The organism is Shimia sediminis, assembly GCF_003990645.1.
Lineage (GTDB): Bacteria > Pseudomonadota > Alphaproteobacteria > Rhodobacterales > Rhodobacteraceae > Shimia > Shimia sediminis.
This window is the reverse complement of sequence record NZ_RYZK01000013.1, coordinates 1-13,244: the sequence shown is the minus strand read 5'-3', so window position 1 is coordinate 13,244 and position 13,244 is coordinate 1. Positions and strand designations below refer to the sequence as shown.

Genomic DNA, 13,244 nt, shown 5'->3' with positions numbered 1-13,244 from the left:
CGTCAATTCGCGCTACAAAAGCTTCAACCCTAAAGTCACCAGTTCTTTCAACAACAACGCAATCGCAGTGGCCTTGTAAGCGGCCCCGTTGTCAATCGCATGGACAATTTTGGCAGACTTCATCAAGAGGCTCATTTTCGCAGCCCGACTGAAAATCCGTGTTGTCTCATCCGCACCTGGCAGCGGTGATGCCCCACTTGGCAAAGGCGTCGTGGCATCGTTGATGAGCTGTGGGATGTCGTACTGCCAGTCATCGGCAAGATTTTCATCAGAAATTGCCACCAAGATTGGAAGCGCTTCTTCAAGTTGTTCTTTCGCCCCCTCCGGCAATTCTCGAATGGCCTGTTCGTTCAGAATTTTTCTGTTTTCCGCAACCACCGGATGCGTCGCCCGAATAGCCCGCGCGCCTTCTTCCAGAGCGTCCCTCAGAGCAAGGTTTTCCTCGCTTGCGGGCAGCTCATCACTTAGCAACTGCCGTGTCAGCCCCTTTTGAACACTGACAAACCCCATCTCGATTTGCTGTGGGTCGTTCCCGTAGCGCTCGAACGTCCTGCGAAGCTTGCGGATTTCAAGGCTGTTGTCATGAAGGCCATTTGCTGGGGTCGCAAGCACATCTTCAATTGCGTCCTGCACCTGAGAGAGGGTGGCACCGATTAGGTCAGGTTTCTCAAAGAGGAGAGGAGTCGCGTGAAACTTGCCTTTATCGTCATCAAATTCAACGGTTTCTGCGACAGGTGTTTTCTCAGCCAGATAATTGGCGCGAATGTCTTCGATGCACTGGGCGATGTGCTTTGGGCCTTGGTCCCAGTCTTCGTCAGGGATCAGAGCCACCCTATTCAGAATGTCGCGATCCATGCGAACGCCGTTGACTAGACTGGTGTACCATTCCAACCAAAACCGCCAAACTCTCGGGCTTTCTCGTTCATACAGCTCAAGTGTTTCTATGTTGGCAGACATTTCGGAAGATTGAAAATCTCTCCATAAAGGCATTTTGCTCAGAGCAATTGAACGTTGATCCGCAATCTCCTTGTTAGAGAGAGAAACTCCTTTACCCACCTCTAAAACTTCGTGGGAAAACAATCTATCCTCAAAAACATCCGTATCGCCGTGGTCAAAGCCAAGGCCAGAGCCTGCGCCATCATGAAATGCGAACTCTGGCGCTCCGCTAGCAAACGATAATTCAAAAATCGGATCAGAGCGGTAAAACTTCAAGTAGTGTGTTTCGGGTCGGTTGCTAGGTGTGTACGGAGCACTGTAAATTCGTTTCGTTCTATTGACGCCAGACAGAACAGTTATAGCCAACCTAAGTGCAAGTAGCATTTGGCTTTCGTGATTGGGCCCCATCCAGTCGTCGTCAGGATTCAGAGAAGACAACTGTCGCAACATATATCGGCACAGCAATACTTGTCTGGCATATGTATTGAACCAACCTAGCCGATTAACAGCCTGTTCGAAACTCTTTGAGCTATCTAGTTCGCTCAGCTTTGCTGAAACCATTGACGATTACCAATTTCCACTCCATATCCCGCAACCATGACCGACCTGAATAAAATCCGCAATTTCTCCATCGTCGCACATATCGACCACGGGAAATCCACCCTTGCTGACCGCCTCATCCAAGAGACGGGCACGGTCAAGGATCGTGACATGAAGGAACAGCTGCTCGATAGCATGGATATCGAGCGCGAGCGCGGCATCACGATCAAGGCCAACACCGTCCGCATCGACTACACGGCGGACGACGGCGACACCTATGTGCTGAACCTCATCGACACCCCCGGTCACGTCGATTTCGCCTATGAGGTCTCCCGCTCCATGCGTGCGGTCGAAGGCTCGCTTCTGGTTGTCGATAGCACCCAAGGGGTCGAGGCGCAGACGCTGGCGAACGTCTATCAGGCCATCGACGCCGACCACGAGATCGTGCCGGTCCTGAACAAGATCGACCTGCCCGCCTCTGACTGTGACCGCGTGGCCGAACAGATCGAGGACGTTATCGGCATCGACGCCACCGGCGCCATTCAGGTTTCGGCCAAGACCGGGCAGGGCATCCATGAGACGCTGGAAGCCATCGTCAAACACCTGCCCGCGCCAAAAGGCAACATAGACGCGCCGCTCAAGGCGATGCTCGTGGATTCCTGGTACGACGCCTACCTCGGCGTGATCGTGCTTGTCCGCATCATGGACGGCACCCTGAAAAAGGGCCAGCGGGTCAAGTTCATGTCGAACGGCACGCTGCACAGCGTCGACCGCGTCGGCGTCTTCCGCCCGGAAATGCAGATGATCGACCAGCTTGTCCCGGGCGAGATCGGCTTTCTCACCGCCTCGATCAAACAGGTGCGGGATACCCGCGTCGGCGACACCATCACCAATGACCGCAACGGCACCGAGGTGGCGCTGCCCGGCTTTAAGCCCGCGCAACCGGTGGTCTTCTGTGGCCTCTTCCCCGTGGACTCGGCCGAATTCGAAGACCTGCGCGAGGCCATCGACAAACTCGCCCTCAATGACGCCAGCTTCTCCTTCGAAATGGAAACCTCTGCCGCACTTGGCTTTGGCTTCCGCTGCGGCTTCCTGGGTCTCCTGCACCTCGAGGTGATCCGCGACCGCATCGAGCGTGAGTATAACATCGAACTCATCACCACGGCGCCCAGCGTGATCTATCACGTCTACATGAAAGACGGTGAAAAGATCGACCTGCACAACCCCGCCGACATGCCCGACATGTCCAAGGTCGACTATATCTCTGAACCGCGCATCAAGGCGACCATCCTTGTGCCCGACGACTACCTCGGCGACGTGCTGAAACTCTGCCAGGACCGCCGCGGCATCCAGATGGACCTGACCTATGCCGGCAGCCGCGCGATGGTGGTGTATGACCTCCCGCTCAACGAAGTTGTGTTCGACTTCTATGATCGCCTGAAATCGGTAACAAAAGGTTACGCGTCCTTTGACTACCAGATGGAAGACTACCGCGAGGATAACCTCGTCAAGATGTCCGTGCTGGTGAACGATGAACCCGTCGACGCGCTCTCGATGATGGTACACCGCGACCGCGCCGAAATGCGCGGCCGGGCGATGTGCGAAAAGCTCAAAGACCTGATCCCGCGCCACATGTTCAAAATCCCGATCCAGGCGGCCATCGGCGGCAAGGTCATCGCCCGCGAAACCCTCAGCGCCCTACGCAAAGACGTGACCGCCAAATGCTATGGCGGCGACGCCACGCGGAAACGGAAACTGCTGGACAAGCAGAAAGCCGGTAAGAAAAAGATGCGCCAGTTCGGCAAGGTGGACATCCCGCAAGAGGCGTTTATCTCGGCGTTGAAGATGGACAGCTGACCCCATCGACCAACCCGTAGACCGGGCTTCAGCCCGGTACGCCCCGAGCAAATCCCAAAGCCGCCCCACTCGGGCGGCTTTTTTTGCCCCCTTCGCGAGGACCGCGCCCGCCCTGGGGGCGGGGTCGGGCGCGATCCGGATCACAGGGTGATCCGGGTGTGTGCCACCCATAGCCCGGCCTGTCACGCGCGACGCATTGCCTCTGCCCGCAACGTCCCAACCCCGCTCTTCCAGAGCGAAAGAGCCGCACCCCGCGCCATTGCCCGAGTCGTTGTCCCGGCCTAGAGTGCATGAGATTTCACGCCAAAAGATACCTGAGAATTGCATCTTTTCAGATAAAACCCGCCACCCCGCTATGTTCGATTTTGCCAATTCATCGCCCATCAGACGCCCCCACCGGGTGCGGATGGTTCTTGATAACGGCATCATCCGCAAAAGCCATTGGCCCGTGCCGATGCATCAGCTGGGCCTCGTCTATCCCGGCACACGGGCCAAAACCGCCCGCGCCGTGCTGGCCGAGATGACTGCGGTGTTCGACCGTCTCAACGTGGTGCATTGCATCGCGGACGGCACGCTTTTGGGGTTTGTCCGCCAAGGCAGTTTTATCAACGGTGACAATGACATCGACATCCGTTTTGACCGAAAATGCCTGACGGATAGGCTGATCGCCGCCTTTCAGCAGGCAGGCTTTGCGCTGACCCACCGCCACTGGACCAACGGGCAGCCGACCAATATGTCGCTGCACAAGGATGGCATCGCTCTGGACATGCTCGGGATCGACATCCTGCCAGAGCATTGCATCTATCACATGGCCAAGTACCCGCGCTGCGTGTTGACCTACCGCGTGCCGTTTTCCGGCGTCACCCGGCGCGACTTTGATGGCCTCACCCTGTCGGTCCCGCAGCATCCCGAACGTGACCTCGTTGCCTGCTACGGTCCCGACTGGCGCCAGCCCACCGCCCATTGGCACCACCACTTCAGCCACCAGGCGTTGTTTCAGTGCACCGGGCGGCTGCGCGATCTGCTTTCCTGCGCCTTCAACCTCGAAGAGGGCCAGCGCTGCCTGAACGGTGGAGACTACCGGACCCAGCCCTGGACAGTGCCGGAATTGGCCCGAGTCGCCCGCGCCATGGCCTCGGTGCGCCCGGTGACCGCCAAAACCCGCCCGCTCTGACGCCGCACAGCAGCACGGCCTGCAACCCCTTCTGCCCGCATCAGTTTCCAAAGTTATCCACAGGAAATCCCCATGCGATCCCAATAACTTACCCACAAGAAATGTCGAAATTTCGGGATTTTTTCCTTGCCAGAATGCCCTCTCTGGGACCAACCTGAGTTCAACGCAAGGGGTTCTACCCGAACCCGGCGCGGGACGCGAAAGGTCTTCTGGGACCTGAGCGGGGACGGGATAGGTTACACCGAACTGTCCGCGCATTGACGGAACCGGGACGCTGGCCGAAATTGCTAAGACCTTCAACGGGTTAGCAGGGAAGGCAGTGTAAAAGCCCTCGCGTGGACCGACCATAGACAAGCCCTGCAAGGGGCCCTGCCACAGGTCGGTTAGGGGGGAACGCTGCGGTGGCAGACTTCGGTCGGCGACAGCAACGGATCCCGCAGCAACGGCCCGCAAGGGTCGCGGCAAACCGGACGGTTGTGTCATCTGAGGCAGCTGTTCATGGAAGACGTCAGGATCGTGGCCCGGGGCTCGCCTCAGGTGTCACATTGCAAAGACCGCGTCTGCGCACCTGACGTCTTCTTCCATATCCTGATGGTGAACCACTCACGGCCCGTTTTGCGGGCCTCTTTCTTTTGCGCCCGCCACCTGCCTGCCAGACCCAGCCTGCCAGACCGAGCCTGCCAAAGAAATGAGTCGGGGCCGACCTGCCTACCCGCAGATCAGCCCCGTACGTCAGTCTTGCATACCGCGTCTATGCACCTGTGATCTCGGTGCTAGCGGCGGGTCATGATCATATCAACTAAATATTGGCCCGCACGCCGGATTCTGTGGCCTGTTGTGTATTCACCACAACATCTGTGACCAAAAACCGGGCCGGCCTCCCGCATTTTCCCTGTCAAACCCGGCCTCTCGCGCTAGGGTGCCTGGCATGTCCAACTTGTGCGTGACCTGTAACCTCTGCTGCAACGGTTCATTGTTCTCCCGCGTCCCGGTGAGCGAAGCCGAACAGGCGCTGTTGCCCGATGACGTCGATATCTTCCTGCGCGACGGCAATCTGCGCATGCGCCAACCGTGTTCCTGTCTTGCGGCGGATGGGGGATGCACCGTCTATGATCTCCGCCCCAGAACCTGTCGCACGTTCCACTGCAAGCTTTCCAAACGGGTCGAGGCGGATGAGATCGCCGAGGACACGGCGGTGCAGATCATTGCCGAGATCAAGACCGCGCAGACAAGCGCCCTGACTCTGGCGGCACAGGCCATGGGTCAGCCGGCACAAGAGGACGCTGCCCCCCGTATCGGACAGGTGTTCCGGCGTCTGAAGGCCATGCGCAAGGACGCCGCTGACCAAGTCAACGAATTTGCCGCCTCGCGCGCGCTCATTCAGCGCGACCGGTATGACCGTCTGGTGCGCAAGCATCTGCTCTCCAAATTCAGGGGCGGCACCTAGCGGTCGCGCCACATCCGGGCCAGCCATCCGACTGGCCGCAACCATCTCTGGCGGACCTGCAACTCTCCGCCTTCCACCGGCGCCAACCCGCCCGCGGCCAGCACCTCGCGCTCGGCCTTGCGGGTCATCTGGATCTCCTGCATCTGCTGCGCCGCTTCGGCCGGGGTCACCGGGGTGCCATCCACCCCCGGCACAAAGCCCGGCAGCTGCGATCCGCCGCGCCGCCCGCTCAAGGGATGGCGCGGCCCCAACTCCTCGGTCTCCTGCAGGTTCAAAAGCCGCCGCAACTCGGCGACCGAGACCAGCGCGGCGACCGGATGTTGATAGCGTGTCAGGACAACAATCTCGCGCGGGTCCTGGACCTGGGTGCACAACCTGCCGAGGCAGGATCTGGCCTGGTGAATCGTCAGTTTCATGAAATCTCCATGTTGTACAACTTGGTTAAACGGTGGAAAAAATGTTGTACAACATGGTTAAATCGCCCCTTTTGCACCGTGCGGCCCCTCATTTGCCAAAGCCTCTTTTCATCCGGACATACGCCGCCTAACCTGCGTCAAAACCAACGCAACAGGAGACCCCGATGCCCGTCACCGCCGCCCAGCTTTTGGAAGCTGCCCAAGCCGTCGTCCCAAAAATCTCGACCAAAGATGCCATGGCCAAGATGGCCGAGGGCGCGTTGCTGCTCGACATCCGTGATGCCCCCGAACTGGAACTGCACGGGCGCGCCAACGGCAGCCACCATGTGCCGCGTGGCATGCTGGAATTCCGTGCCGATCCGGCAACCCCGTTTCACGACGCCGAATTGCAGTTCGATCGCCCGGTGATCCTGCATTGCGCCAGCGGAGGGCGCGCGGCGCTGGCCGGTAAGCTGTTGAAAGATATGGGATATGCCGAGGTCTATAACCTTGGCGGGTTCAAGGACTGGAAAGAGGCTGGCGGCCCATCGTCCGAGCCTGTTGATCCCGGCATGTAGGATAAAGCCAACGATCCCACGGGGTTACTCTGCTTTGCAGAGGTTGGCACTGGCATCTTTCGGCGATGCCTTTTAGACTTGGGAAAACAAACCGCGCAGCGGCACGTTGCATCTTTTGACGAGGACAGTATGGCGAGCGAAAAAACCGATCTATCCCAGGAACTGCTTGAGCTTGTGGCGCGCGAGGGCATGGTCGATCTCTCCGAGATCAAGCCCGAAAGCAGGCTCGAGGATCTGGACATCCAATCGGCGGATTTTGTTATGATTCTCATGGCCTTAGAGGAAGAGTACGGGGTCTATATCTCGGTCGATAACGAGCTGACGGATGTCGAAACCGTGCAGGATTTGCTGACGCTGGCGCAGACCAAAATCGAAGAGCACCAGAAAGAAGCCCAAGCGTGAATCGTGTCGTCGTGACAGGCATGGGCGCCGTCTCGGCCTGTGGGCTGGGCGTCCCGGCGCTGTGGTCCGGCGCTGTCAACGGCGACTCGGGCGTGCGCCCGGTGGATTTTCCGGCTATCGAAAACCAACGCGTCGGAACCGCCGCATCCCTTTCAGATCAAACACTTAGCGACCTTTCCGAAGCGCTGAAGCACCGCATGCGTGACCCGGTTGCGGTCTACGCGGTCACCGCGGCAGAACAGGCGGTGGCCCAGGCCGGTTTGGGTGAGGGTGATTTTGGCGATGCCTGCGGGGTGGTTGTGGGGTCTGGTTTTGGCGGTGCCAAGACCCTGGACGACAACTATTTCACCTTTGCCGTTGACCGCAAGATGCGCCTTGATCCCATGGCCGTGCCCAAGATCATGATGAACGCTTCGGCCTCTTGGGTGTCGATGGAATTCGGCGCCACGGGGCCGATCTATACGCCCTCGACCGCCTGTTCGTCAGGCAGCCAAGCCATTGGTTTGGCTTATCAAATGCTGAAATCCGGCGCGATGCAGCGCTGTCTCGCGGGCGGCTCCGAGGCCTGTCTGGTGGGCGGGGTTTTCCGCGTCTGGGAGCTGCTGCGGGTGATGACCGCGGACAAGAACCGCCCCTTTTCCAAGGATCGCAACGGCATGACCCTGGGCGAGGGGGCCGGGATCCTTGTGATGGAGACGCTGGAAAGTGCCCGGGCCCGCGGCGCCGAAATCCTGTGCGAGGTGGTTGGCTATGGCACCAACTCGGATGCCGGCGATCTGTTGCGCCCCGACCCGCAGCGCGCCTCGGCCTGTATGACCCTGGCACTGCAAGACGCCGGGCTTGACCCATCGGCGGTTGGCTATGTCAACGCCCACGGCACCGGCACCGTCGCCAACGACGTGACCGAGGTTGGCGCCCTGCGCGCTGTGTTTGGCGATACTCTGGACGGCGTCGAAGTTTCGTCGACCAAGCCCATCCACGGCCATGCCCTTGGGGCTGCTGGCGCGATCGAGGCGGTGGTGACGATCAAAGCCCTGCGCCACCAGATGGCACCGCCCACGATCAATTTCAACGAGGTCGACCCCAAGGTGAACCTGGACCCCGTTGCCAACACCGCGCGCCCGATTGACACCGGGGCGGTGATGTCGAACTCGCTGGCCTTTGGCGGGATCAATGCCTCGCTGATCTTTGCCCGCTTTGATGGCTGACCTTCCCGGCACGGTGTCCATCCCGACCGGGTTGCCCGCCGCGGAAACCGCCGCCTTGGCGACCTGCCTTGTGGGGATGGCTGACACGGGGTCCCTCGGGCAACTGCCCCCCGCGATTGCGCCCGCGCTGTTGCTGGGACATCCCGCTCTTGCCGAATACGCCGCCCTCATGACACCGTCCCATGGCATGGGAATGGTGCATGAAAGCCAAAATTTTCAACGGGTTACGGGTCTTTCCCCCGAAACCCCTCTGACCATTCAGGCCGCCTTGAACGAAAAGGGGATGGCGCGCGTTTTCGACTTTGCCCTGATCGACGGGGATCAGACCCCGCGTGGCCAGATGCAGACCCGCCTGCGCTCGGTGACGCCAGAGGAAATGGCCCGCTTCAAAGGCAGCCAGTTTCCGCCGCATATGGACAAGGGCGACGTCATATGGCGACAGTCACAGCCCTTTGACCGCGCGGCGGTTGCGGCCTACCTCAGCCTGGCGCGCGATCCCAATCCGATCCACGTCAGCGATGCCGCGGCCCGGGCCGTCGGGCTGCCGGGGGCGGTGGTGCCGGGCATGTTTGTCGCCGGGGTGATCGAGCCGGTTTTGACCGCAACCCTGCCGACGGTCGTGCTGCGTCAGATGAAACTGCGCTTCATGGCCCCGGTCGCCATCGGAGAGGTGCTGGAGTATGGGGTCCTGACCCGCGCCATGGATGATGGCGGGCGTGCCAAGACCGTGCGGGTCTTTGTCCTGCGCGCCGACAGGATCATCGCCGCGATTGCCGATCTTGAGATGGCGCCGCCCGATCAGGCGACGTAGGCCACCCAAAGCCAGACCATGAACAGGTTGGTCAGGTGGTGAATGCACTGATCCAACCCCATGGCCCGCCAGAACTTGGCGTCCGTGGGGGTCAGTTCCTTGACCACGTTTTCCCGCGCCTTCCAAAAGTCGACGTGAAAGTGGATGACGAATTCGAGAACAAACAGGATCAACAGCCAGGTCGCTGGCGTGCCGAACAGGGCAAAGACAATCACCGACAGGATCGAATGCAACCCGGCATGTGCCGTCCGGCCCAGGTGCAGGTACTGGTCCCGTCCGGTCAGCATCCACAGTGTCTGGAAATAGAAATCCGCCAGCAGGTGTTTGACCTGCAACAGTCCAACCAGCACCAAAATCTTAACTGTCAGATCCATACACCCCTGGCCTCATAACAATCCTTATATGAAACCTTAGCTCTCGATTTCACGTCTGGCAAATGCGATTGCACCCATTTGTGGTGCTTGATCCCAACGTCAATTGGTTGTTAGCATCGCAAAGACGCGGTGACGCCTCGGTTTCGGGGCAAAAAAGAAGAACAGGAACGGTCCCATAGAACGCTCACTTTTCAGCTTCATCTGGAAGTATTCCAAACGGGATCAGCTCATCCTGCTGCTCATTACCACCAGCCTGTTTCCACTCCTGTACCTGACGCTGGAACTGCCCAAGCGCATTATCAATGACGCGATCTCGGCGGATCAGGCCTATGTTTACCTCGACTGGTTCGACATCGAACTGGATCAGGTGACCTACCTGATGGTGCTCTGCGGCGCCTTTCTGATGTCGGTGGTGGCCCATGGCCTGACCAAGATGCGCATCAACACGATGAAGGGCATCCTGTCCGAACGCATGTTGCGCCGCTATCGCTATACGCTGATCGGGCGCATCATGCGGTTTCCACAGCCCTATCTGCGCCGTACGTCGCAGGGGGAAATGGTCTCGATGATTACTTCCGAGGCCGAACCCATGGGCGGCGTCATGGGCGACGCCATCAGCCTGCCGGTGCTGCAGGCGGGGCAGATGGCCACCATCCTGTTCTTTCTCTTTGCACAAAGCGTCTGGTTTGGCCTTGCCGCCTGTGCGCTGATCCCCTTTCAGGCCTGGATCATCCCCAAGCTGCAGCGCCAGATCAACCTGCACAACAAGGACCGCATCAAACAGGTGCGCGAACTGGCCGGTGAAATTGGTGAGACCGCCACCGGGGCGGCCACGCTGCGCGTCAACGCCGGCTGGCGCTATCGCCTGGCCAAGATCACCCGCCGGTTGGGCACGCTGTTTGATATCCGCCTGACCATCTATAAGAAAAAGTTCTTCATGAAGTTCCTCAACAACTTCATCGGCCAGCTGACGCCGTTCTTTTTCTACTCGGTCGGTGGCCTTCTGGTGATCCGTGGCCAGGTCTCGCTGGGGGCACTGGTGGCCGCGCTGGCCGCCTACAAGGACCTGTCCTCTCCTTGGAAAGAACTGCTGAACTACTACAACCGCATGCAGGACATGTCCCTGCGCTGGCATCTGATCCTGGAACGGTTTGACCCCCAGGGCATGGTGGAAGAAGACCTGTTCAACGGAACCCCGGAATCGATCGGTCATCTTGATGGCGACATCGAGCTGCGCCAGGTGACCGTCACCGACCATAACGGCGACTCGGTGCTCGAGGACATCAACGTCACCATTGCCAACAATGCCCTCGTTGGGATTTCCGCCGCAGATACCGAGGAACGCCGCGCCCTGGCCGAACTTCTGACCCGCGAGGTGCTGCCTGCTGCGGGCAAGGTGGTGATGGGGGGGCGGGATCTCAATGAACTGCACCAGATGGTGATCGCCGCGCGCATCGGCTACGCCGAGGTCACGCCTTATGTCTTTGAGGGCACCTATGGCGAAAACCTCCTGATGCCACTGCGTCACGCGCCGCTGCATATCCACGAGATCCCCGAAAATCGCATCTCTCGCGAGGCGCAGCGCGAAAATGAAAGCCTGCGCAGCGGCAACAGCCAGGATTCCTTCCTCGCCGATTGGGTTGATCCCGCCATTGCCGGTGTGGCCAGCGAAGAAGACCTGCGCGACTGGTGGGTCGAACTGATGGACGCGCTGGGGTCGGGCAATGCCATGTTCCGCCGTGGCCTCGATCAGGTCATGGACCCTGACAACCACCCCGAACTCGCCCGCCGCATCGTGGAACTGCGCCCCAAGATCAAGGCCGCGCTTGATGCCGAAGGGCTGGGCGGCGGCTATTACCGCTTTGATCCAGAGCAATACAACCCGGCGCTGCCGGTTTCGGCCAACCTGTTCTTTGCGACCTCGCGCCATGGCCCCTCGCATCTGCGCAACACCTCGGCGGGCAGCTTTCTTGAACTGCTTGACGAGTTGGGGCTGACCGAAGGAATGCTGCGGCTCTCGGTCGAAGTGGTCGAAATGCTGAACCAGACCTTTGGCGTTGATGGTGTTGAACACCCGCTGTTCCGCCGTCTTGGTCTGAACCCGGATATTTTCGAGGACCTCGTGGGTCTGACCGTCAAAGTGCGCGAACAGTCTCTTGATGTGCTGGACCGCGACGACAAGGTCACTCTCTTGACGGTGCCCTTCGAAGTGTCTGCCGAGCAGATCGGGCCGGCCTTTACCGATGATCTGAAAAACATGATCCTCGACATGCGCCACAAACAGCGGACCAAAATCGAAGGCTGGGTCTCGGATCACTACAAACCGCTGAGCGAAGACACCTATGCTCCCGGTCTCAGCGTGCTGGAGAACGCGATCTACGGCACGCAATCCAACGCCTCAGGACGCGGCGAGGCCGTGCACGAGGTGGTCGAACAGGTGCTGCAAGAAGAGCACCTGAAACAACAGGTGGCCGAGTTGCTGTTTGCCGTGCCCACGGGGCTGGCCGGTGTGGGGATGCCGTCGGCCTTTGCCGGGCCGCTCTCAATCAGCCGCGCGGCGATGAAACGCCCCGACGTGCTGATCCTGGATGGCTATCTCGGAAGCGACAACAGCGACGAAAACCGCCGCATCATTCGAAACCTGCGCGAGCTTCTGCCCGACGCGGTGCTGATCTTCCTCGAGGACAACCTCAAGCAACCGGAAGAGTTCGACACGCTGATCGAGATCGAGCATGGCCGCATCAAGGACAGCGGCGAAGAGGGCGAGGGCACGCAGGACAACGCCGCCAGCGCCGACCTGCGTCAGAAGATGCGCGCGCTTGTGTCGACGGACCTGTTCTCGGGACTGGATCGGAAACAGCTGCGCCTGCTGGCCTTTGGTGCCCAATGGTTCGAAGCGCCCGCCGGGTCTTATGTCTTCCGACAGGGGGACGCGGGCACCGATGGCGCCTATCTTATCCTCGAAGGCGAGGCCGAGATGGCGCTGCCGGCCGATGACCCCAAGGACCATACCGTGCTGGCCGTGTCCGGCCCCGGTACGCTGGTTGGCGAACTGGCCCTGATCCGCAAGGTGCCGCGGTCGCTCGACATGTATGTGCGCTCGGATTTGCGTGCGCTGCGGCTGGGCGAAGAAGAGTTCCTGGCCGTGGTCGAAAACGATGCGGGCACCGCCTTTAAGATCATGCAGGTGCTGGCGGGCTACGTCGGTGTGCAGGCGCAAAAGCAAAACGACTCGGAAGACGCCTGACTCGCGGAGCAATTGCCGCTGAATCGCCCGAGTCGTGGCCCCGACTCGGGGCAAAACGGGCCTGAATCGGCCCCGATTCCACAAAAACAGCGTTTCGGGGCGGGGTTTTTCCTATCGGGGCAGGGGGTATCGCCCGAAAATCAGGCGAAGAATCGCAGTTTTTCTAAGGAAAATCGCCTCTGTGAAGATTTTTTGATTTTTTCGAAAAAAAGCACTTGCGGCTATGTTGGGTAAACCTTAGAACCCCCTTCACCGGCGGCGCTGAGGCGCACAAC

At 59.7% G+C, this 13,244-nt stretch carries 11 protein-coding genes; 8 read left to right on the top strand and 3 right to left on the bottom strand.

All coding sequences use genetic code 11. The features are described from left to right. Nucleotides 1-12 precede the first annotated feature (12 nt). Entirely contained in the window at nt 13-1,497 is a 1,485-nt protein-coding gene (locus EK369_RS19175; RefSeq protein WP_127115888.1) for a hypothetical protein, read from the bottom strand. 36 nt (nt 1,498-1,533) lie between these two features. Between EK369_RS19175 and lepA the strand changes: the two genes are divergently transcribed. The 3 genes from lepA to EK369_RS19160 all read left to right on the top strand — a co-directional run bounded on the left by lepA (nt 1,534) and on the right by EK369_RS19160 (nt 5,954). Then, complete coding sequence (gene lepA, locus EK369_RS19170) at nt 1,534-3,333, top strand: translation elongation factor 4 (protein ID WP_127115887.1); 1,800 nt, start codon at nt 1,534-1,536, stop codon at nt 3,331-3,333. A gap of 406 nt (nt 3,334-3,739) precedes the next feature. Continuing rightward, nucleotides 3,740-4,507 (top strand): LicD family protein, encoded by a 768-nt coding sequence (locus EK369_RS19165; protein WP_235871494.1) that lies wholly within the window; start codon nt 3,740-3,742, stop codon nt 4,505-4,507. 928 nt (nt 4,508-5,435) lie between these two features. Beyond that, on the top strand, nt 5,436-5,954 hold the full coding sequence (locus EK369_RS19160) for a YkgJ family cysteine cluster protein (RefSeq protein WP_127115885.1): 519 nt from the start codon (nt 5,436-5,438) through the stop codon (nt 5,952-5,954). On the opposite strand, the gene EK369_RS19155 is transcribed toward EK369_RS19160, so the two are convergent. After that, a complete protein-coding gene (locus EK369_RS19155) occupies nt 5,951-6,370 on the bottom strand; it encodes a type II toxin-antitoxin system Phd/YefM family antitoxin (protein ID WP_127115884.1) in 420 nt (139 codons plus the stop codon). The genes EK369_RS19160 and EK369_RS19155 overlap by 4 nt on opposite strands. Nucleotides 6,371-6,534: 164 nt before the next feature. On the opposite strand from EK369_RS19155, the gene EK369_RS19150 reads away from it, so the two are divergent. The 4 genes from EK369_RS19150 to EK369_RS19135 all read left to right on the top strand — a co-directional run bounded on the left by EK369_RS19150 (nt 6,535) and on the right by EK369_RS19135 (nt 9,348). Beyond that, complete coding sequence (locus EK369_RS19150) at nt 6,535-6,927, top strand: rhodanese-like domain-containing protein (RefSeq protein ID WP_127115883.1); 393 nt, start codon at nt 6,535-6,537, stop codon at nt 6,925-6,927. A 129-nt stretch (nt 6,928-7,056) separates the two neighbouring features. Next, nucleotides 7,057-7,329, top strand: a complete 273-nt coding sequence (locus tag EK369_RS19145; protein WP_127115882.1) for a phosphopantetheine-binding protein — start codon at nt 7,057-7,059, stop codon at nt 7,327-7,329. Next, nucleotides 7,326-8,537, top strand: a complete 1,212-nt coding sequence (locus tag EK369_RS19140; protein WP_206198125.1) for a beta-ketoacyl-[acyl-carrier-protein] synthase family protein — start codon at nt 7,326-7,328, stop codon at nt 8,535-8,537. The genes EK369_RS19145 and EK369_RS19140 overlap by 4 nt, the downstream gene beginning before the upstream one ends. After that, complete coding sequence (locus tag EK369_RS19135; protein ID WP_127115881.1) at nt 8,530-9,348, top strand: MaoC family dehydratase; 819 nt, start codon at nt 8,530-8,532, stop codon at nt 9,346-9,348. The genes EK369_RS19140 and EK369_RS19135 overlap by 8 nt, the downstream gene beginning before the upstream one ends. On the opposite strand, the gene EK369_RS19130 is transcribed toward EK369_RS19135, so the two are convergent. Beyond that, the gene (locus EK369_RS19130; protein WP_127115880.1) at nt 9,336-9,722 is read right to left on the bottom strand and encodes a DUF3307 domain-containing protein; all 387 of its coding nucleotides are present in this window, start codon (nt 9,720-9,722) and stop codon (nt 9,336-9,338) included. The two genes, EK369_RS19135 and EK369_RS19130, sit on opposite strands and share 13 nt — an antisense overlap. A 175-nt stretch (nt 9,723-9,897) precedes the next feature. Between EK369_RS19130 and EK369_RS19125 the strand changes: the two genes are divergently transcribed. Next, nucleotides 9,898-12,969, top strand: coding sequence for an ABC transporter transmembrane domain-containing protein (locus tag EK369_RS19125; RefSeq protein ID WP_306461224.1), 3,072 nt, complete (start codon nt 9,898-9,900; stop codon nt 12,967-12,969). The last annotated feature ends 275 nt before the right edge of the window (nt 12,970-13,244 follow it).

Excerpts from the sequence above, each read along its gene's own strand:
- EK369_RS19175 (WP_127115888.1), bottom strand. The coding sequence starts at position 1,497 with ATGGTTTCAGCAAAGCTGAGCGAACTAGATAGCTCAAAGAGTTTCGAA.
- lepA (WP_127115887.1), top strand. The coding sequence starts at position 1,534 with ATGACCGACCTGAATAAAATCCGCAATTTCTCCATCGTCGCACATATC.
- EK369_RS19165 (WP_235871494.1), top strand. The coding sequence starts at position 3,740 with ATGGTTCTTGATAACGGCATCATCCGCAAAAGCCATTGGCCCGTGCCG.
- EK369_RS19160 (WP_127115885.1), top strand. The coding sequence starts at position 5,436 with ATGTCCAACTTGTGCGTGACCTGTAACCTCTGCTGCAACGGTTCATTG.
- EK369_RS19155 (WP_127115884.1), bottom strand. The coding sequence starts at position 6,370 with ATGAAACTGACGATTCACCAGGCCAGATCCTGCCTCGGCAGGTTGTGC.
- EK369_RS19150 (WP_127115883.1), top strand. The coding sequence starts at position 6,535 with ATGCCCGTCACCGCCGCCCAGCTTTTGGAAGCTGCCCAAGCCGTCGTC.
- EK369_RS19145 (WP_127115882.1), top strand. The coding sequence starts at position 7,057 with ATGGCGAGCGAAAAAACCGATCTATCCCAGGAACTGCTTGAGCTTGTG.
- EK369_RS19135 (WP_127115881.1), top strand. The coding sequence starts at position 8,530 with ATGGCTGACCTTCCCGGCACGGTGTCCATCCCGACCGGGTTGCCCGCC.
- EK369_RS19130 (WP_127115880.1), bottom strand. The coding sequence starts at position 9,722 with ATGGATCTGACAGTTAAGATTTTGGTGCTGGTTGGACTGTTGCAGGTC.